This is a genomic window from Pseudomonas sp. 2, from assembly GCF_056627435.1.
This window is the reverse complement of record NZ_JBWXNG010000012.1, coordinates 22,048-39,489: the sequence shown is the minus strand read 5'-3', so window position 1 is coordinate 39,489 and position 17,442 is coordinate 22,048. Positions and strand designations below refer to the sequence as shown.

Annotated in this window: 18 protein-coding genes; 12 read left to right on the top strand and 6 right to left on the bottom strand. The window is 62.7% G+C overall.

The window, feature by feature from the left end:
• Nucleotides 1-552 precede the first annotated feature (552 nt).
• From AC1MEK_RS19660 to AC1MEK_RS19615, 10 genes are read left to right on the top strand one after another with little or no spacing between them, the layout of a single operon-like run.
• Entirely contained in the window at nucleotides 553-1,533 is a 981-nt protein-coding gene (locus tag AC1MEK_RS19660) for a YbgA family protein (protein WP_480397941.1), read from the top strand.
• Between the two features lie 3 nt (nucleotides 1,534-1,536).
• Entirely contained in the window at nucleotides 1,537-2,475 is a 939-nt protein-coding gene (locus tag AC1MEK_RS19655; protein WP_480397940.1) for a MerR family transcriptional regulator, read from the top strand.
• A complete protein-coding gene (gene phrB / locus AC1MEK_RS19650) occupies nucleotides 2,475-3,920 on the top strand; it encodes a deoxyribodipyrimidine photo-lyase (RefSeq protein WP_480397939.1) in 1,446 nt (481 codons plus the stop codon). Before AC1MEK_RS19655 ends, phrB begins: the two co-directional genes overlap by 1 nt.
• Nucleotides 3,913-4,338: a nuclear transport factor 2 family protein gene (locus tag AC1MEK_RS19645; RefSeq protein WP_480397938.1), complete on the top strand. Its 426-nt coding sequence runs from the start codon at nucleotides 3,913-3,915 to the stop codon at nucleotides 4,336-4,338. The genes phrB and AC1MEK_RS19645 overlap by 8 nt, the downstream gene beginning before the upstream one ends.
• Nucleotides 4,335-5,111, top strand: a complete 777-nt coding sequence (locus AC1MEK_RS19640; RefSeq protein WP_480397937.1) for an SDR family NAD(P)-dependent oxidoreductase — start codon at nucleotides 4,335-4,337, stop codon at nucleotides 5,109-5,111. Before AC1MEK_RS19645 ends, AC1MEK_RS19640 begins: the two co-directional genes overlap by 4 nt.
• Entirely contained in the window at nucleotides 5,108-6,355 is a 1,248-nt protein-coding gene (locus AC1MEK_RS19635; protein WP_480397936.1) for an NAD(P)/FAD-dependent oxidoreductase, read from the top strand. Before AC1MEK_RS19640 ends, AC1MEK_RS19635 begins: the two co-directional genes overlap by 4 nt.
• 11 nt (nucleotides 6,356-6,366) lie before the next feature.
• Nucleotides 6,367-7,164, top strand: coding sequence for a DUF1365 domain-containing protein (locus AC1MEK_RS19630; RefSeq protein ID WP_480398095.1), 798 nt, complete (start codon nucleotides 6,367-6,369; stop codon nucleotides 7,162-7,164).
• Nucleotides 7,154-8,416, top strand: a complete 1,263-nt coding sequence (locus AC1MEK_RS19625) for a class I SAM-dependent methyltransferase (RefSeq protein WP_480397935.1) — start codon at nucleotides 7,154-7,156, stop codon at nucleotides 8,414-8,416. Before AC1MEK_RS19630 ends, AC1MEK_RS19625 begins: the two co-directional genes overlap by 11 nt.
• The gene (locus tag AC1MEK_RS19620; RefSeq protein ID WP_480397934.1) at nucleotides 8,409-8,924 is read left to right on the top strand and encodes a DUF2878 domain-containing protein; all 516 of its coding nucleotides are present in this window, start codon (nucleotides 8,409-8,411) and stop codon (nucleotides 8,922-8,924) included. The genes AC1MEK_RS19625 and AC1MEK_RS19620 overlap by 8 nt, the downstream gene beginning before the upstream one ends.
• Before the next feature lie 58 nt (nucleotides 8,925-8,982).
• Nucleotides 8,983-9,300, top strand: coding sequence for a YkgJ family cysteine cluster protein (locus AC1MEK_RS19615; protein ID WP_480397933.1), 318 nt, complete (start codon nucleotides 8,983-8,985; stop codon nucleotides 9,298-9,300).
• 121 nt (nucleotides 9,301-9,421) lie between these two features.
• On the opposite strand, the gene AC1MEK_RS19610 is transcribed toward AC1MEK_RS19615, so the two are convergent.
• The 6 genes from AC1MEK_RS19610 to hemA all read right to left on the bottom strand — a co-directional run bounded on the left by AC1MEK_RS19610 (nucleotide 9,422) and on the right by hemA (nucleotide 14,821).
• A complete protein-coding gene (locus AC1MEK_RS19610) occupies nucleotides 9,422-9,940 on the bottom strand; it encodes an acyloxyacyl hydrolase (RefSeq protein ID WP_480397932.1) in 519 nt (172 codons plus the stop codon).
• A gap of 113 nt (nucleotides 9,941-10,053) precedes the next feature.
• The gene (gene murI, locus AC1MEK_RS19605; protein WP_480397931.1) at nucleotides 10,054-10,854 is read right to left on the bottom strand and encodes a glutamate racemase; all 801 of its coding nucleotides are present in this window, start codon (nucleotides 10,852-10,854) and stop codon (nucleotides 10,054-10,056) included.
• Nucleotides 10,855-10,866: 12 nt separating this feature from the next.
• The gene (locus AC1MEK_RS19600; protein WP_480398094.1) at nucleotides 10,867-11,619 is read right to left on the bottom strand and encodes a molybdopterin-synthase adenylyltransferase MoeB; all 753 of its coding nucleotides are present in this window, start codon (nucleotides 11,617-11,619) and stop codon (nucleotides 10,867-10,869) included.
• Nucleotides 11,620-11,630: 11 nt separating this feature from the next.
• A complete protein-coding gene (gene prmC / locus AC1MEK_RS19595; protein WP_480397930.1) occupies nucleotides 11,631-12,464 on the bottom strand; it encodes a peptide chain release factor N(5)-glutamine methyltransferase in 834 nt (277 codons plus the stop codon).
• Nucleotides 12,465-13,547 (bottom strand): peptide chain release factor 1, encoded by a 1,083-nt coding sequence (gene prfA, locus AC1MEK_RS19590; protein ID WP_480397929.1) that lies wholly within the window; start codon nucleotides 13,545-13,547, stop codon nucleotides 12,465-12,467.
• A complete protein-coding gene (gene hemA, locus AC1MEK_RS19585; protein WP_480397928.1) occupies nucleotides 13,544-14,821 on the bottom strand; it encodes a glutamyl-tRNA reductase in 1,278 nt (425 codons plus the stop codon). Before hemA ends, prfA begins: the two co-directional genes overlap by 4 nt.
• Before the next feature lie 259 nt (nucleotides 14,822-15,080).
• On the opposite strand from hemA, the gene AC1MEK_RS19580 reads away from it, so the two are divergent.
• Nucleotides 15,081-16,808, top strand: a complete 1,728-nt coding sequence (locus AC1MEK_RS19580) for a tetratricopeptide repeat protein (protein WP_480397927.1) — start codon at nucleotides 15,081-15,083, stop codon at nucleotides 16,806-16,808.
• A gap of 3 nt (nucleotides 16,809-16,811) precedes the next feature.
• Nucleotides 16,812-17,441, top strand: coding sequence for a lipoprotein insertase outer membrane protein LolB (lolB, locus tag AC1MEK_RS19575; protein WP_480397926.1), 630 nt, complete (start codon nucleotides 16,812-16,814; stop codon nucleotides 17,439-17,441).
• Nucleotide 17,442: the final 1 nt, after the last annotated feature.

Genomic DNA, 17,442 nt, shown 5'->3' with positions numbered 1-17,442 from the left:
CTGCGCTCCTACGCCCTTCGGGCAGAATCAAAAGCAGATCGCATATCACCATACCGTTGTTTTTGATCTTCGAGCGCAAATCTCACAGACACCACAAATCGCGACTTGGGTGCAGGCCGAACGGAGGTCTCGCGCAGTGGGCCAAGCGGCAGGATGCCGCGCGAGGCGCGGGGCCATGGATGGCCCATTCGCGCCGGGCCCACGGAGCGGGACCGGAGTGAGGGTAGTCTGACGAAGTCAGACCCAAACCAGGAGCAGAAGGACTTGGTTACTTGGTCCTTTCAAGTAACTCGACGAAGTCGAAACAGATCTGACGTTAGGAAGAGCGCCTTTGATCTTGATCTTCCTCCATACGCGGTGCCCCTGACACGGCCAAGTCGTTTGCACCTACTGCCGCTGCGCGCCAGACCGCCGGCAAGCCGGACTGCTACGGGGTCAGCTGAACCTTGAAACCTTGTACAAAAAATTTGACTTGTACAACTGCAAACCTATGATGAACGAAATGTTGTACAGCCATTCAAATCTGTACAAGTCGTTGCTCGAGGTTCTGCCATGTCCACGCCGCCGGACGCTTCATCACCCGCCAGACCCAAACCCAAGCTGGGCGTCAGTGCCTGCCTGATGGGGGTCGAGGTGCGTTACAACGGCGGGCACAAGGAATCCCATCTGCTGACCCGCGCGCTCAACCAGTACTTCGACTTCGTCCCGGCCTGCCCGGAAGTCGCCATCGGCCTGGGGGTGCCTCGCGAGACGATCCGGCTGGTGGGCGATCCCGAACACCCGCAGGCGGTGGGCACGGTGCATCAGGACCTGAACGTCACCCGGCCGCTGGCCGAATACGGCGAGCACATGGCCCGGGAGATGGATGACATCTGCGGCTACATCTTCATGCAGAAATCCCCCTCCTGCGGCCTGGAACGGGTCAAGGTCTACCGCGACAACGGCGCGCCGTTCGATGAGGGCGGCCGCGGCATCTACGCCCAGGCCTTCTGCGCGCAGCATCCGAACCTGCCGGTGGAAGAAGATGGCCGCCTGAACGATCCGGTGCTGCGGGAAAACTTCATCACCCGCGTCTTTGCCTACGCCGCCTGGCAGGAGTTGCTCAAGGGCGGCATCACCCGCCGCGCGCTCACTGAATTTCATTCGCGCTACAAGTACCAGCTCATGGCCAACGACCCGATGCAGTACAAGGCACTGGGCAGCCTGCTGGGCAACATGGGCCGCAGCGACCCGGCTGAGATCGCCCCGCGTTATTTCAGCGAGTTGATGAGCGCCCTGAAAAAACCCGCCACCCGACGCACCCACACCAACGTCCTGCAGCACATCTGCGGCTATCTGCGCGAGACCATCAGCGCCTCGGACAAGCAGGAAATCCAGAACCTGATCAGCCAGTACCACCAGGGCATCGTGCCGCTGGTGGTGCCGTTGACCCTGCTCAAGCACCACTTTCGCCAGCACCCGGATCCTTACATCGCGCTGCAGGTTTACCTGCAACCGCATCCGGAAAACCTCAGCCTGCGCAACGCGATCTGACCCATGAAGAACCCGAATTCCGACGCCCTTGAAGACGACCCGCAAGCCTACGCCCAGGCCATCGAGCAAGGCTGGCTGCCGATCCGCGAAGTGGCGCGCCTGACCGGCGTCAATGCCGTGACCCTGCGCGCCTGGGAGCGCCGCTACGGCTTGATCGTGCCCCATCGCACGCCCAAGGGGCATCGCCTGTACACCACCGAACACGTCGAGCGGGTGCTGACCATCCTCACCTGGCTCAATCGCGGCGTGGCGGTGAGCCAGGTCAAACACTTGATCGACAACCAGCAGACGCCCCCGGCCGAAGTCGAGAGCGACTGGGACCGCCTGCGCCAGACGCTGCTGCTGGCGATCAGCAGCCTGGCCGAGCGGCGGCTGGACGAAACCGTCAATCAGGCCATGTCGCTGTACCCGCCGCGCACCCTGTGCGAGCAACTGCTGCTGCCCCTGCTCGGCGCGCTGGAGCAACGCTGGCAGGGCCAGTTCGGCGCGCAGATGGAGCGGGTGTTTTTCTATTCCTGGCTGCGCAGCAAGTTCGGCGCGCGCCTGTACCACAACAATCGCCAGGTCAGCGGCGCGCCGTTTCTGCTGATCAATCAGTCCGACGTGCCGCTGGAGCCGCACCTGTGGCTGACCGCCTGGCTGATCAGCAGCGCCGATTGCCCGGTGGAAGTCTTCGACTGGCCGCTGCCGGCCGGCGAACTGACCCTGGCCTGCGAGCACCTCAAGCCCCGCGCAGTGCTGCTGTATTCGAGCAAGCCGCTGAACCTGGGCCAACTGCCGCGCCTGTTGAACAACGTCGAGTGCCCGAAGTTGATCGTCGGCCCGACGGTGCTGATTCATGCCGACGAACTCAACGGCCCGGCCAGCGAAATCGCCGGGCTGAGCCTCGCCGAACATCCTCTGGCAGCCCATACCGCGCTGCAGCGACTGGGACTTATCTGATGCAACTCTTCTGGCTGCGCACCGACTTGCGCGCACACGACAACACCGCCCTGAGCGCCGCCATGCATCAGGGGCCGACGCTGGCGGTGTACCTGATCAGCCCCGGGCAGTGGCAGTTGCACGACGACGCTGCGTGCAAGGTCGACTTCTGGCTGCGCAACCTCAAGGCACTGCAAGTGGAACTGAAAGCGCTGAACGTGCCGCTGCTGGTCGTTCACGCCGACACCTGGGACAAGGCGCCCAAGGTGATCGCCGATCTGTGCAAGGCGCACAAGGTCGAGCAGGTCCACGTCAACGAGGAATATGGCATCAACGAACAGCGCCGGGATCGCGAAGTGGCGGCGGCGCTGGACAAACAGGGCATCGGCTTTCACAGCCATCTGGATCAGCTGTTCTTCAAGCCGGGCAGCGTGCTGACCAAAAGCGGCGGCTACTTCAAGGTCTACACCCAGTTCCGCAAGGTCTGCTATGGCCGCCTGCACCACTCGGTGCCTTCGATTGTGCGCCTGCCGAAGCAGCAGGCGCCGTTGCACATCAAAAGCGACGACGTGCCTGACAGCGTCAAGGGTTTCGCCACGCCATCCGAGGCGCTGCGCAAGCTCTGGCCGGCTGGCGAAGCCGACGCGCGCAAACGCCTCGAACACTTCACCGACGATCAGGTGCATTACTACAAGGACGAGCGGGATTTCCCGGCCAAGCCCGGCACCAGCCAGCTGTCGGCCTATCTGGCGGCGGGCGTGGTTTCGCCGCGTCAGTGCCTGCACGCCGCGCTGCGCAGCAACCATGGCGAGTTCGAAACCGGCAATGAAGGCTCGGTGACCTGGATCAACGAACTGCTCTGGCGCGAGTTCTATAAACACGTGCTGGTGGGCTTCCCGCGGGTTTCGCGGCACCGGGCCTTCCGCCCGGAAACCGAAGCATTGAAATGGCGCCATGCGCCGAAAGATCTCGAAGCCTGGCAGCAGGGCCGCACGGGGCTGCCGATCGTCGATGCCGCCATGCGGCAGTTGCTGGAAACCGGGTGGATGCACAACCGCCTGCGCATGGTCGTGGCCATGTACCTGACCAAAAACCTGTTGCTGGACTGGCGCGAAGGCGAGCGCTTCTTCATGCAGCATCTGATCGACGGCGACCTGGCGGCCAACAACGGCGGCTGGCAGTGGAGTTCTTCCACGGGCACCGATTCATCGCCCTACTTCCGCATTTTCAACCCGGTCAGCCAGTCCGAGCGCTTCGACCCCGAAGGGCTGTTCATCAAGCACTGGGTGCCGGAACTGGCCGAACTCAACAAGCGCGACATTCACGACCCGGCGGCCATGGGCGGCCTGTTCGGCGTGAAAGGTTATCCACAGCCGATCGTCGATCTGAAATCCAGCCGCGAGCGCGCCCTGGCCGCGTTCAAATCCCTGCCCCACCGACAAGCAGAGACTCAATACCATGAGTGAATTCCTGCGCGACTACGCCCGGCGTTTCGCCGAGCTGAACAAGGACAACCTGCACCGGCTCGGCGAGCTGTACAGCGACGACATCGCCTTCGCCGACCCGCTGCATGAAGTGAACGGCCTGCCGGCGCTGCACAAGTATTTCGCTGACCTGTACGCCAACGTCAGCGACCTGGGGTTCGAGTTTCACGCCTTCGACCAGGTGCGCGAAGGCAAAGGCTATCTGCGCTGGACCATGACCTACCGCCACGCGCACCTCAAGCATGGCGAGCCGATCACCGTACAAGGCTGCTCGCACCTGCTGTGGACCGACAACAAGGTGTTCCAGCACCGCGACTTCTTCGACGCCGGCGCTTTGCTCTACGAGCACCTGCCGGTCATGGGCCGGATGATCCGCTGGCTCAAGGGGCGATTGGGATGAAACGGCGCATCTGGTTGACCGGCGCCAGCAGCGGCATTGGCCTGGCGCTGGCTGAAGAACTGCTCGGTGCCGGGCACCAGGTGGCGCTGACTGCGCGTAACCTCGAACCGCTTGAAGCCCTTGAGCGGCGCTTCCCACGTCAGGTGTTGCTGGCACCCGGGGACATCACCGAGCCCGAGCAGGTGCAGGCCATCGCTGAGCGCATCGCGCAGGTGTGGGGCGCGGTCGACACGGCGATTCTCAACGCCGGGACCTGTGAATACATCGACGCCAGCCAGTTCGACGCGCAATTGGTCGAACGCGTGGTGCGGACCAACCTGATCGCCACCGCCTACTGCGTTCAGGAAGCGCTGAACCTGTTGCGCCTGGGCCAACAGCCGCATCTGGTGGGCGTCGCCAGCTCCGTGGCGTTTCTGCCGCTGACCCGCTCCGAAGCCTACGGCGCGTCCAAGGCCGGGCTGCGCTATCTGTTCCGCTCGCTGCGCATCGATCTGGCCCGCGAAGGCATCGACGTCACGCTGGTCAGCCCCGGCTTCGTCGACACACCGCTGACTCGCAAGAACGATTTCCCGATGCCCATGAGCTGGCCGACGGAGAAAGCGGCGAAGTACATCGCCCAGCGTCTGGAGAAATCTCGTCGCCCGCTGGAAATTGCCTTTCCCTGGGCCTTCATCCTGATCCTCAAGCTACTGGCGCTGCTGCCAGAGCGGCTGCAACTGGCGCTGGGCAAACGCATGGTTCGCGCATCGAGCACATCCGGAGGTGCGTCATGAAGATCGCGATCATTGGCAGCGGCATTTCCGGACTGACCTGCGCCTGGATGCTCAACCGGCTGCACGACGTCACGGTGTTCGAAGCGAACGACTGGATCGGCGGCCACACCCACACGGTCAACGTCACGGTCAACGGCAAAAGCTACGCCATCGACACCGGTTTCATCGTGTTCAACGACTGGACCTACCCCAACTTCATCAAGCTGTTGGGCAAGCTGGGCGTGGCCTACAAGCCCACCGAAATGAGCTTTTCGGTGTGCGACCCACGCGGCCAGACCGAATACAACGGCAACACCCTCAACAGCCTGTTCGCCCAGCGCAGCAATCTGCTGTCGCCTTCGTTCTGGGGCATGCTGCGCGACATCCTGCGCTTCAACAAACGCGCACTGGCCGACCTGCACAGCCAGCGCATCGCCGCCGACACCACGCTGGGCGCCTACTTGAAAGCCGAAGGCTACGGGCAGCGCTTCACCGACCATTACATCGTGCCCATGGGTGCGGCGATCTGGTCGATGTCGCTGGCCGATATGCTCGCTTTCCCGCTGCAATTCTTCGTGCGCTTTTTCAAGAACCACGGCCTGCTGTCGGTCAACAACCGCCCGCAATGGTGTGTGATCGAAGGCGGTTCGAGCCGCTACATCGAACCGCTGACCGCGCCGTTTCGCGAGCGCATTCGCCTGCAATGCCCGGTGAGCCGGGTCGAGCGCGACCGGGAAGGCGTGACCGTTCACAGCGCTCAGGGTGCCGAGCGCTTCGACAAGGTGATCTTCGCCTGCCACAGCGACCAGGCGCTGGCGATGCTGGCCGAGCCCAGCGAAAACGAACGGCAGATCCTCGGCGCCCTGCCCTACGCCGACAACGACGTGGTCCTGCACACCGACACACGGCTTTTGCCCAGGCGCCCTCTGGCCTGGGCCAGCTGGAATTACAGGCTCGGCGGCGCAGGCGATCAATCGGCCGCCGTCACCTATGCCATGAACATCCTGCAAGGCATCGACAGCGACACCACCTTCTGCGTCAGCCTGAACCAGACACCGGCCATCGACCCGCAGAAAATCCTCGCCCGCTACCGCTACGCCCATCCGCAATACAGCCTTGAAGGCATCGCGGCGCAGGCACGCTGGCAGGAACTGTTCGGCGCACAGCACAGCTACTACTGCGGCGCCTACTGGGCCAACGGCTTCCATGAAGACGGCGTGGTCAGCGCGTTGCGCGTGGCGTCGGCGTTCGGGGAGCAGTTATGAATAACGCCGCCCTGAACAGCGCCCTGTACAGCGGCCTGGTGACGCACCGGCGCTTTTCGCCCAGAAGCCATACGTTCACTTACCGCATCGGCATGCTGTACCTGGACCTGGACGAGCAGGACGCGGTCATGAACCTCTCGCCGCTGGCTGGATTGAGTTGTCTGGCGCCGTTCTCCTTTCGCCCCGGCGACTATCTGCGCCAGTACACCGGCAAGGGCCTGTCACTGACCGCCGCGGTGCGCGAGATTCTGCGCAACGCGTTGGGCCGCGTGCCGCTGGGGCGGATCTGCCTGCTGACCCAGGCGCGCAGCTGGGGGCTGGCCTTCAACCCGGTGAGCTTCTTTTATTGCTTCGAGCGCGATGGCTCGCTGGCGGCGATCGTCTGCGAAGTCACCAACACGCCGTGGCGCGAGCGCTATCACTATGTGCTGCCGGCAGGCGCAGACGGCCACCAGCATTTCGCCGTGGCCAAGGCCTTTCATGTGTCGCCGTTCCTGCCGCAGGACCTGGAATACCGCATGAGCTTCAGCCAGCCGGGCGAGCGCCTGGGCGTGCACATGGCCGACTGGCGCGGCACAGACAAGGTATTCGATGCCACGCTCAATCTGCAACGCCAACCGCTGGATCGCCCTTCCCTGCATCGCCATTTGCGCACCTTTCCCTGGATGACCGCCAAGACCTGCCTGGCTATCTACTGGCAGGCGCTGCGCCTGTTTCTCAAACGCGTACCGGTTTTTTCCCATCAAGCCGCCGAAGGCTCCTACCGCACTGCCGCCGTTCAACCCAAGGATCGACGTCATGAAAAGTAACTGCCTCACTGCCGGTTTGAATGCCAACAGCCTGACGTCCAGCCTGTTGCGCCGAGGCGTCCTGCGCCAGCTCTCCCATCTACGCCATGGCCAGCTTGTGATTTATGAAGGCGATGAGCGCCATGTGTTCGGCGCTGCGGGCGCGAAGCTGCAGGGCGAGATCCACGTGCATGACCCAGCCGTCTGGGGGTTGGTGGCGAGCAACGGCTCGATCGGCTCTGGCGAGGCGTTCATCCATGGCTACTGGACCAGCCCCGACCTGACCACCGTGATCCGCGTGTTCGTCAGTAACCTCGACGTACTGGATGCGATGGAGGGTGGCCTGGCGCGCCTGGGCCGCCCGCTCGTGCACGGCCTGCACTGGCTCAACCGCAACACGCGCAAGGGCTCGCAGAAAAACATCGCCGCGCATTACGACCTGGGCAATGAGCTGTTCGAGCAGTTTCTCGACCCGACCATGATGTATTCCGCCGCGCAGTTTCAGAGCCCTGACGACACCCTCGAACAGGCACAACTGAACAAACTGGCGCGCATCTGCCAGAAGCTGTCGCTCAAACCCAGCGATCATTTGCTGGAAATCGGCACAGGCTGGGGCAGCATGGCGATCTACGCCGCGCAGCATTACGGCTGCAAAGTGACCACCACCACGCTGTCCAAGGAACAGTTCGCCTACACCGAAAAACGCATTGCCGAACTGGGCCTCGGGGATCGCGTCACGCTGCTTTTGAGCGACTACCGCGACCTCACCGGGCAATTCGACAAGCTGGTGTCCATCGAGATGATCGAAGCGGTCGGCCATCGCTTCTTGCCCACCTATTTCAAGCAATGCACGCGATTGCTCAAGGACAACGGCCTGATGCTCTTGCAGGCGATCACCATCCGCGAGCAGCGCTATCAACAGGCGCGGCGCAGTGTCGACTTCATCCAGCGTTACATTTTTCCGGGCGGCGCCTTACCGTCGGTTACACGAATGCTGGAGATCGTTGGCAAAGACACCGACATGAACCTGCTGCACATGGAGGACTTCGGCCTGCACTACGCACGCACCCTGCGTTTGTGGCATGACAACTTCCGCCACAGCACCGGGCGCCTTGCGGAACTGGGGTACGACGATTATTTCCTGCGTCTGTGGGAGTTCTACCTGTGCTACTGCGAAGGCGGGTTCCTTGAGCGCACCATCGGCACTGCGCAGTTGCTGCTGGCCAAGCCGGGCGCCACTCCCGAGCCGTTGCTGGGACGCTTCAATGCTTAGAAACCTGCTGAACGCCGTGCTGTTTCAGATTGGCTGGTTCACCTGCGTACTGGGCGGCAACAGCGGCTGGCTGCTGATTCCATTCGCGATTCTGTTGCTGCACCTGCGTTTCATCGGTTCCTGGCACACCGAAGCCAAGCTGCTGATGACGGTGTTCGCCCTGGGCTGCGTGCTCGACAGCGCGCTGATCAAGATCGGCCTGTTCGATTTCGGCGAAGTCGGCCGGGTGATTCCGCTGTGGCTGGCCTTGCTGTGGCCATTGCTGGCGACCACCCTGGGGCATTGCCTGGCGTGGTCGGGCAAGCGCTGGTGGCTGGCCAGTGTGCTGGGGGCAATCGGTGGGCCGGCGTCCTACATCGCCGGGTCGCATCTGACCTACGTTCAACTGCCATTTGGCGTGTGGCCCAGCGCGTTGATCCTGGGAGCGATCTGGGCAGTGGTCTTCCCGGTGCTGCACTGGCTCGCGGCGTGGTTCCGCGATCCGCGCCACGATGAAGTGTCGGCATGAAGGCGACGTCTGTCAGGCCGGCCCGCGCTCATTGCCGCACTGCTTTACACTGGCGCCCATGAAAGCGATTCCCCTGCTGCAACTCCCCGCAGAACCTGTCGAACCTGCCGTTTCCTGTTCAACCTGTGCCGCCTGCTGCTGCCAACTGGAAGTGATGCTGATCACCGACACCGGCGTGCCCGAGCGTTTCATCGATACCGATGACTGGGGCGGCGAGGTCATGCTGCGCCTGGACGATGGCTGGTGCGCGGCGCTGGATCGCGACACGATGATGTGCACGATCTACGAAAAGCGGCCGTTGATCTGCAGGGAATTCGAGATGGGTGCACCTGAGTGCATCACCGAGCGGGAAGGGATTGCGACGGCTTATTTATAGCCGCCGCAAGACCTATGGCCTATAGAAGCCTGTGGGAGTGAGCTTGCTCACGAAGGCTGTCGATGGGCTGGGCCATCGAAATCGTGAGCAAGCTCACTCCCACAATAAATCGATGCGCGCTCTAGAACGGCATCGTGTAATGAATCGCGTAGCTTTCGATACCGTCGTTGGTGCTGCTCAGGCCGCCGTTGGAGTAGTGAGTGGCGCGCAGGCCGACTTCATGACCACCGGCAAAACGCAGACCGAAACCCAGGCGGTCTTCGAACTGGAACGCGCTGCCCAGTTTGTTGCCTTCGACTTGCGTGCGCTGGAATACCGCAGCGCCGATACCGGCTTCGATGTAAGGCTTGACGCTGTCACCGGCGAATTCATAAACGAAGACTGGCGAGAACGACAGGCTGTTGTTACTGGCGCTCTTGTCGCCTTCCCAGTAGGTGTAGGCGCCGCTCCAGTAACCGGTCAGACGACCGACGCTGGTTTGCCACCAGCTCTTGTCCCAATCAAATTGCGCACCCAGGCGATAGGTCATCGTCGATTCGCCAGTGTGCCCCACCGAGAACTCAACCCCATCAGCCAGTGCCAACGCACTTTGCCCCGTTAACGCGGCCGCAATCGCAGCCAAACAAAACAGTCGCTTCATCTGAAACATCCTATTTTCGAGTGCAGTTAGAAATTTTTTATATCAACAGACTTCGATCAGAAATCTGTCAGCGTGCGTTAGTTCAGTAAAAATCAGCGCTATTCACGTTTTTTTCACAGGCCGAAGCTTCGCACACTGTCAGAATTTTTCCATAACAAACGTAGGACGTTTCTGAAATTATCGGGATCGCCACTGGTCCAGAACTGCGCCGCCTGAGAATGGCCGCTCGCGAGCAGGTGCTGCTGGCTGAGCAGACGCTGCAATTGGCGAGCAACTGCGGCGCCGGTGTCGATCAGCGAGATCGATGCCGGGATCATCTCCCGTAGCAGGGGCTTGAGGAAGGGATAGTGGGTGCAGCCCAGCACGATGGTGTCGCAGCCAGCGGCCAGCAATGGCTCGACATAGCCTTGCAACATCAGGCGCAGGGCCGGGCTTTGCAGATCGCCGGTTTCGATCAGTTCCACCAGCCCCGGGCAGGGCTGGGTGACCACTTGCACATCGCCGGCGAAACGGTCGAGCAAGGCGGCGAACTTGGCGCTTTGCAGCGTGCCGGTGGTCGCCAGCACGCCCACCACGCCGCTGCGAGTCGCTGCGGCAGCCGGTTTGACCGCAGGCTCCATGCCCACGATCGGCCAGTCGGGATAGCGCTCACGCAGATCGGCAGCGGCGGCCACCGTTGCGGTATTGCACGCCAACACCAGAGCCTTGGCGCCTTTTTCCCGGAAGAACTCGGCGATGGTCACGCAACGCTGGCGAATGAATTCCGGCGTTTTTTCGCCATAAGGCACGTTGCCGCTGTCGGCAACGAACAGCAGTGACTCCTGAGGCAGCAATTGACGAATTTCCAGCAGTACGGACAACCCGCCGACGCCTGAATCGAACACGCCAATCGGCGCATCGCTGTCTCTAGCCATCCTCAGAGCACTCTATTCATGGGTTGCGCCACAGACGCTGCAGCCCGGATCGCGCTTGACCTTCAGCTCGCGGAAGCGCGTGCCCAGCGCATCGATCAACAGCAGGCGACCGATCAGTGGCTCGCCAAAACCGGCCAAAAGCTTCAGGGCCTCCAGCGCTTGCAGGCTGCCGACCAACCCGACCAACGGACCGACCACACCGGCCTCGCTGCAGGTCAGTTCGGCTTCGCTGCCATGACCGTATAGACAGTGATAGCACGGGCTGGCAGGTAGGCGCGGGTCGAACACCGACAACTGGCCTTCCAGGCGAATCGCCGCGCCACTGACCAGCGGCTTGCCCGCCGCCACACAGGCCGCGTTGACCGCCTCGCGGGTAGAAAAATTGTCGGAGCAATCGAGCACCAGATCCACGCTCGCCACCGCAGCGGCCAGGGAATCGACATCCAGTGCCGCGCGATGGGCCACCAGACGGATCTGCGGGTTGATCGCGGTCAGGCGAGTGATGGCCGAGTCGACCTTGCTCTGGCCGACGCTTTGGTTGTCATGAATGATCTGGCGTTGCAGGTTGGTCAGATCGACCGTGTCGAAGTCCGCCAGATGCAATTCGCCCACGCCCGCCGCAGCCAGGTACAACGCCACTGGAGAGCCCAGCCCCCCAAGGCCGACGATCAGGGCGCGGCTCTGCTTGAGCCGCAACTGGCCGTCGATGTCGACTTGCGACAGCAGGATCTGCCGGCTGTAACGCAGCAGCTCTTCGTTGGTCAGCTCGGTGGTGTTCACAGTGGCACGCGTCCGAAAGTGATGCGTTCGTGGTCCCCCAGATCGCGGCGGGTCTGGATCTGTTCGAAACCGTGGCGATCGAGCAGTTCACGCACCGCTGGGCCCTGGTCGTAGCCGTGCTCCAGTAGCAACCAGCCACCGGGCTCCAGGTGCGCAGGCGCCTGGGAGACGATCAGACGCAGGTCGTCCAGCCCATCGGCGCCGGAGGTCAGCGCGCTGCTGGGCTCGAAACGCACATCGCCCTGCACCAGATGCGGGTCGTTGTCGGCAATGTAAGGCGGGTTGCTCAGGATCAGGTCGAAACGCTGGCCTTCAACGGCGCTAAACCAGTGGCTGAGCGCGATCCGCGCGTTGTCCAGATGCAGGCGCTGGCGGTTGCGTTCGGCGAGGTCGACCGCTTCCTGCACGCGGTCCACGCCGGTCACTGTCCACTGCGCGCGGTCCTTGGCCAGCGACAGCGCAATGGCGCCGGTGCCGGTGCCCAGATCCAGCAGGCGATGAGGAATAGCGCCCGGCAGGAGTTCCAACGCGGTTTCCACCAGCATCTCGGTTTCCGGACGCGGGATCAGCGTGTGGGTGGCCACTTCCAGATCGATGTTCCAGAAACCCTGCTGGCCCAGAATGTAAGCCACCGGCTCGCCGGTACGGCGGCGCTGCAGGTATTCATCGAACGCCTGGGCGGCTTCGGAGCTGACAATCCGCTCGGGCCAGGTGTGCAGGAAGCTTCGCGGCTTGCCCAGGGCGGCGGCGAGCAGCAATTCTGCGTCCAGGCGGGCTGTCGGGGAGTCCGGCAGTTCGGCGTTTCTTAACAGGCTGGCGATGATGGTCATTTACTCACCCAATGCCGCAAGTTGGTCTGCCTGATACTCGGCAAGCAACGGTTCTATCACTGCATCGACTCCACCGGCCATCACTTCATCCAGCGAGTACAGCGTCAGGTTGACGCGATGATCTGTCACTCGCCCCTGTGGGAAATTGTACGTACGGATGCGCTCGGAACGATCGCCCGAGCCCACCAGCAGCTTGCGCTCGCTGGCGATGGCGTTGGCCGCCGCGGCGGTCTGCTGATCGTTGAGCTTGGCCGCGAGCCAGGCCATGGCGCGGGCCTTGTTCTTGTGCTGCGAACGCTCTTCCTGGCACTCGACGACCGTGCCGGTCGGCAAGTGGGTGATGCGGATCGCCGAATCCGTGGTGTTCACGTGCTGACCGCCGGCGCCGGACGAGCGATAGGTATCGATGCGCAAGTCCGCCGGGTTGATCTCGATCGCCTGTTTCTCGTCAGGCTCGGGCAACACCGCAACGGTGCAGGCGGAGGTGTGAATACGGCCCTGGGATTCGGTCTCGGGCACGCGCTGCACGCGGTGGGCGCCGGACTCGAACTTCAGCTTGCCGTAAACGTTGTCGCCTTCGACCCGGGCGATGACTTCCTTGAAGCCGCCATGCTCGCCTTCGTTCTCGGAGAGAATCTCCACCCGCCAGCCGCGCTTCTCGGCGTAGCGCGAGTACATGCGGAACAGGTCGCCGGAGAAAATCGCCGCTTCGTCACCGCCAGTGCCGGCACGAATTTCCAGAAACACGTTGCGACCGTCGTTGGGGTCCTTGGGCAGCAGCAGCTTTTGCAGCTCGCCTTCGAGCACCACCAGATGATCCTTGGCTTCGCGCACTTCCTCGACGGCCATTTCGCGCAGGTCCGGGTCGCTGTCCTTGAGCAGCGCTTGGGCGCCTTCGAGGTCAGCCTGCACTTTCTGCAGTTGCGAATAGGCCTGGATCACCGGCTCGACTTCCGCGTATTCACGGGAATAGGCGCGGAATTGGGTCTGGTCGGAAATGACTTCGGCGTCGCCCAGCAACGCGGTCAATTCCTCGAAACGGTCGCTGAGCACGTCCAGTTTTTTGAGCAGTGAAGCTTTCATTGCGGGGGTTTATCCGTGGAGCCCTCGTTGAGGGCAAAGAGTTCCTGGGCCATGGCCAGCGCATCGACGCGGCCTTCGGCGGACAGCTTTTTCAGTTGCACGCTGGGGGCATGCATCATCTTGTTGGTCAGGCTTCGGGCCAGCGACATCAGCACCTCTTCGGCATTGGCGCCGTTGGCCAGCAGGCGCTGGGCCTTTTGCAATTCTTCGTCACGCAGGCGTTCGCTCTGCTGGCGATAAGCCCTGAGCACATCCACCGCTGCCAGCTCACGCAGCCGCGACATGAAGTCGTCGACGCCCAGGCTCACCAGTTCCTCGGCCGCCTGGGCTGCACCCTGGCGACTCTTGAGGTTTTCGGCGACGACTTCGTGCAGATCGTCGACGGTGTACAGGTAAACGTCGTCCAGCTCGCCGACTTCCGGCTCGATATCCCGCGGTACGGCGATGTCGACCATGAAGATCGGCTTGTGCTTGCGCAGTTTCAGCGCGCTTTCCACCGCGCCCTTGCCCAGGATCGGCAATTGGCTGGCGGTGGAGCTGATCACGATGTCGCTGTTGACCAGTTCGGCAGGGATGTCGGCCAGCAGCACCGCATGGGCGCCGAACTCTTCGGCCAGAATGCTTGCGCGCTCCAGCGTGCGGTTGGCCACCACGATACGCTTGACCCCGAGATCGCGCAGGTGCCGGGCGACCAGCGTGATGGTTTCGCCGGCGCCGATCAGTAATGCCTGGCTGCGCTGAAGGTCGCTGAAGATCTGCTTGGCCAAGCTGACGGCCGCGAAGGCCACGGAAACCGGGTTTTCGCCGATGGCCGTGTCGGTGCGCACCTGCTTGGCGGCGCTGAAGGTCGCCTGGAACAGCCGGCCGAGCAGCGGGCCGATGGTCCCCGCTTCACGGGCCACGGCGTAGGCGGATTTCATCTGGCCGAGAATCTGCGGCTCGCCCAGCACCAGCGAATCGAGCCCCGAAGCCACGCGCATCATGTGCCGCACGGCCGCGTCGTCCTCGTGCACGTAGGCACTGGCGCGCAGTTCTTCGAGGTCCAGATGGTGATAGTCGGCCAGCCAGCCAAGCACCACGTCGGCGGTGAGGTGATCCTGCTCTATATACAGCTCGCTGCGGTTGCAGGTGGAGAGGATCGCGGCTTCGCGACTCTGGGTCAGGCGGCAGAGCTGCTGCAACGCTTCAACCAGCTGCTCAGGCGTAAATGCCACGCGCTCGCGGACATCCACTGATGCAGTCTTATGGTTGATACCCAGAGCAAGAAAGGCCATGCAAGGTCGCTGACGGTGACGAGAAGCCGGCAATTGTCCTACTTCACTAGACCGAGAACAACCACCGCAATACATTCAGAACGTCCGGAACAGTCTATTGTCCCTATAGAGATCCGCTTCACAGCCTCGCCCCCTGCGACAATTTGTCCGGGCGCAGGCCTTAAATGAAGGTTCTTCAGTTTATTAGCCGGGCTGTGGGTTTGCTCCCTGCCTTATGTCATGATGCTTCCAAACCGCAGGTAAGCCACCCCTCTTCTATATGAATAAATCTTCCGCGTTGTTCCTTGCCCTTGTCGTTCTTGGTGGCTGTCAGTCGACGCCGCCTGCTTCCACGCAGCCGCCCGCCGCCGAGAAGCCCGCCGCGCCCGCTCCCGAGGCCAAGCCGCAGGTCTACGGATCGTTCACCCAGGACACCGTGGTCAGCCTGCTGACCGCCGAGCTTGCCGGGCAGCGCAATCGCTTCGACATTGCGCTGGACAACTACGTGACCCAGGCCATCCAGACCCAGGACCCGGGGATTTCCGAGCGTGCCTTCCGCATCGCCGAGTACCTGGGCGCCGATCAGGCCGCCCTCGACACCTCGATGATCTGGGCGCGCAACGACCCGACCAACCTGGAAGCCCAGCGCGCAGCCGCCATTCAGCTGGCTCGCGCCGGTCGCTACGACGACTCCATGCGCTATATGGAAAAGGTGCTGCAGGGCCAGGGCGATACGCATTTCGACTTTCTGGCGCTGTCGGCAGCGGAAACCGACTCCAACACCCGCAAGGGCCTGTTGGCCAGTTTCGACCGGCTGCTGGCCAAATACCCGAAAAACGGCCAGTTGATCTTCGGCAAGGCCCTGCTGCTGCAGCAGGAAGGCGACAGCAACGCCTCACTCAAACTGCTCGAAGACAACCCGCCAGGCGAAGGCGAAGTGGCGCCGATCCTCCTGCGCGCGCGCCTGTTGCAGAGCATGAACCGCGGCAAGGAAGCGATTCCGCTGCTGGAAAAGAGCATCAAGAAATACCCGGACGACAAGCGCCTGCGCCTGACCTACGCGCGCATGCTGGTGGAACAGAACCGCATGGAAGACGCCAAGGTGCAGTTTTCCAGCCTGGTCCAGCAGTACCCGGATGACGATGAACTGCGCTACTCGCTGGCGCTGGTCTGCCTGGAAAACAAGGCCTTCGATGAAGCCCAGGGCTATCTGGAAGACCTGGTCGCCCGCGGCAGCCATGTGGATTCGGCCCATGTGAATCTGGGGCGCATCTATGAAGAGCGCAACGACCCACAGAACGCCCTGGGCGAATACGCGCAGGTCGGGCCGGGCAACGACTACCTGCCGGCGCAATTGCGTCAGGCTGACATCCTGATGAGCAACGGCAACACCGCCGAAGCCTCCAAGCGCCTGGCCCAAGCCCGCGCCGATCAGCCCGATTACACGATTCAGCTGTACCTGATCGAAGCCGAGACACTGACCAACAACAACCAGAGCGACCGTGGCTGGCAAGTGCTGACCCAAGCGTTGAAGCTGTATCCGGACGACCTGAACCTGCTCTACACCCGCGCGATGCTGGCGGAAAAACGTGACGACCTGAAGCAGATGGAGACCGACCTGCGGGCGATCCTCAAGCGCGAGCCGGACAACGCCATGGCGCTGAACGCGCTGGGTTACACCCTGTCCGACCGCACCACGCGCTACGCCGAAGCCAAGGAACTGATCGAACGCGCGCATCAGCTCAATCCGGAAGACCCGGCCGTGCTCGACAGCCTGGGCTGGGTCAATTACCGGCTGGGCAACCTGGATGAAGCCGAGCGCCTGCTGCGCGAAGCGCTGGAGCGTTTCCCCGACCACGAAGTCGCCGCGCACCTGGGCGAAGTGCTCTGGGCCAAGGGCCAACAGCGCGAAGCGCGCAAAGTATGGGGCAAGGCCCTGGAACAACAACCTGACAGCCCGGTCCTGCGCAGCACCCTCAAGCGCCTGACCGGCTCCGAGACCCTCTGATTTATGTCTTTGCGCCACTCCGTACGCCACATAGCTGCATTCACGCTTATCGCCCTGCTCGCCGGTTGCGCCGGGATCACGCCCCACGAAGCGGTACAGGGCACGGGCGATGCCAGCAAATGGAAGGTCAACAAGGAACAGCTCGCGAGCCTTGATGGCTGGCAGATCAACGGCAAGGTCGGTATTCGCGCACCGAAGGACTCCGGCAGCGGCACGCTGTTCTGGCTGCAGCGTCAGGATTACTACGACATTCGCCTCTCGGGCCCTCTGGGTCGCGGTGCCGCGCGCCTGACCGGCCGCCCCGGCGCGGTCTCCCTCGAAGTCGCCAATCAGGGCCGCTATGACGCGCCGGATCCGGAAACCCTGCTCAAGGACCAACTGGGCTGGAAGCTGCCGGTCTCACACCTGGTCTGGTGGGTTCGCGGCCTGCCCGCCCCGGAAACCAAAAGCAGCCTGACCCTGGATGGCGACAGCCGCCTGTCGAACTTGACCCAGGACGGCTGGCAGATCGAATACCTAAGCTACACCGAGCAGAACGGCTACTGGCTGCCTGAGCGGATGAAGCTGCACGGCCAGGACCTGGACGTGACGCTGGTCATCAAGGACTGGCAACCACGCAAGCTGGGGCAATGAG

What these genes read in the sequence shown, in the direction of transcription:
- AC1MEK_RS19625 (WP_480397935.1), top strand. Translation starts at nt 7,154, where the DNA reads ATGAAAAGTAACTGCCTCACTGCCGGTTTGAATGCCAACAGCCTGACG.
- prfA (WP_480397929.1), bottom strand. Translation starts at nt 13,547, where the DNA reads ATGAAAGCTTCACTGCTCAAAAAACTGGACGTGCTCAGCGACCGTTTC.
- AC1MEK_RS19660 (WP_480397941.1), top strand. Translation starts at nt 553, where the DNA reads ATGTCCACGCCGCCGGACGCTTCATCACCCGCCAGACCCAAACCCAAG.
- AC1MEK_RS19645 (WP_480397938.1), top strand. Translation starts at nt 3,913, where the DNA reads ATGAGTGAATTCCTGCGCGACTACGCCCGGCGTTTCGCCGAGCTGAAC.
- murI (WP_480397931.1), bottom strand. Translation starts at nt 10,854, where the DNA reads ATGGCTAGAGACAGCGATGCGCCGATTGGCGTGTTCGATTCAGGCGTC.
- lolB (WP_480397926.1), top strand. Translation starts at nt 16,812, where the DNA reads ATGTCTTTGCGCCACTCCGTACGCCACATAGCTGCATTCACGCTTATC.
- AC1MEK_RS19615 (WP_480397933.1), top strand. Translation starts at nt 8,983, where the DNA reads ATGAAAGCGATTCCCCTGCTGCAACTCCCCGCAGAACCTGTCGAACCT.
- AC1MEK_RS19610 (WP_480397932.1), bottom strand. Translation starts at nt 9,940, where the DNA reads ATGAAGCGACTGTTTTGTTTGGCTGCGATTGCGGCCGCGTTAACGGGG.
- AC1MEK_RS19640 (WP_480397937.1), top strand. Translation starts at nt 4,335, where the DNA reads ATGAAACGGCGCATCTGGTTGACCGGCGCCAGCAGCGGCATTGGCCTG.
- AC1MEK_RS19635 (WP_480397936.1), top strand. Translation starts at nt 5,108, where the DNA reads ATGAAGATCGCGATCATTGGCAGCGGCATTTCCGGACTGACCTGCGCC.
- AC1MEK_RS19580 (WP_480397927.1), top strand. Translation starts at nt 15,081, where the DNA reads ATGAATAAATCTTCCGCGTTGTTCCTTGCCCTTGTCGTTCTTGGTGGC.
- prmC (WP_480397930.1), bottom strand. Translation starts at nt 12,464, where the DNA reads ATGACCATCATCGCCAGCCTGTTAAGAAACGCCGAACTGCCGGACTCC.
- AC1MEK_RS19655 (WP_480397940.1), top strand. Translation starts at nt 1,537, where the DNA reads ATGAAGAACCCGAATTCCGACGCCCTTGAAGACGACCCGCAAGCCTAC.
- AC1MEK_RS19620 (WP_480397934.1), top strand. Translation starts at nt 8,409, where the DNA reads ATGCTTAGAAACCTGCTGAACGCCGTGCTGTTTCAGATTGGCTGGTTC.
- hemA (WP_480397928.1), bottom strand. Translation starts at nt 14,821, where the DNA reads ATGGCCTTTCTTGCTCTGGGTATCAACCATAAGACTGCATCAGTGGAT.
- phrB (WP_480397939.1), top strand. Translation starts at nt 2,475, where the DNA reads ATGCAACTCTTCTGGCTGCGCACCGACTTGCGCGCACACGACAACACC.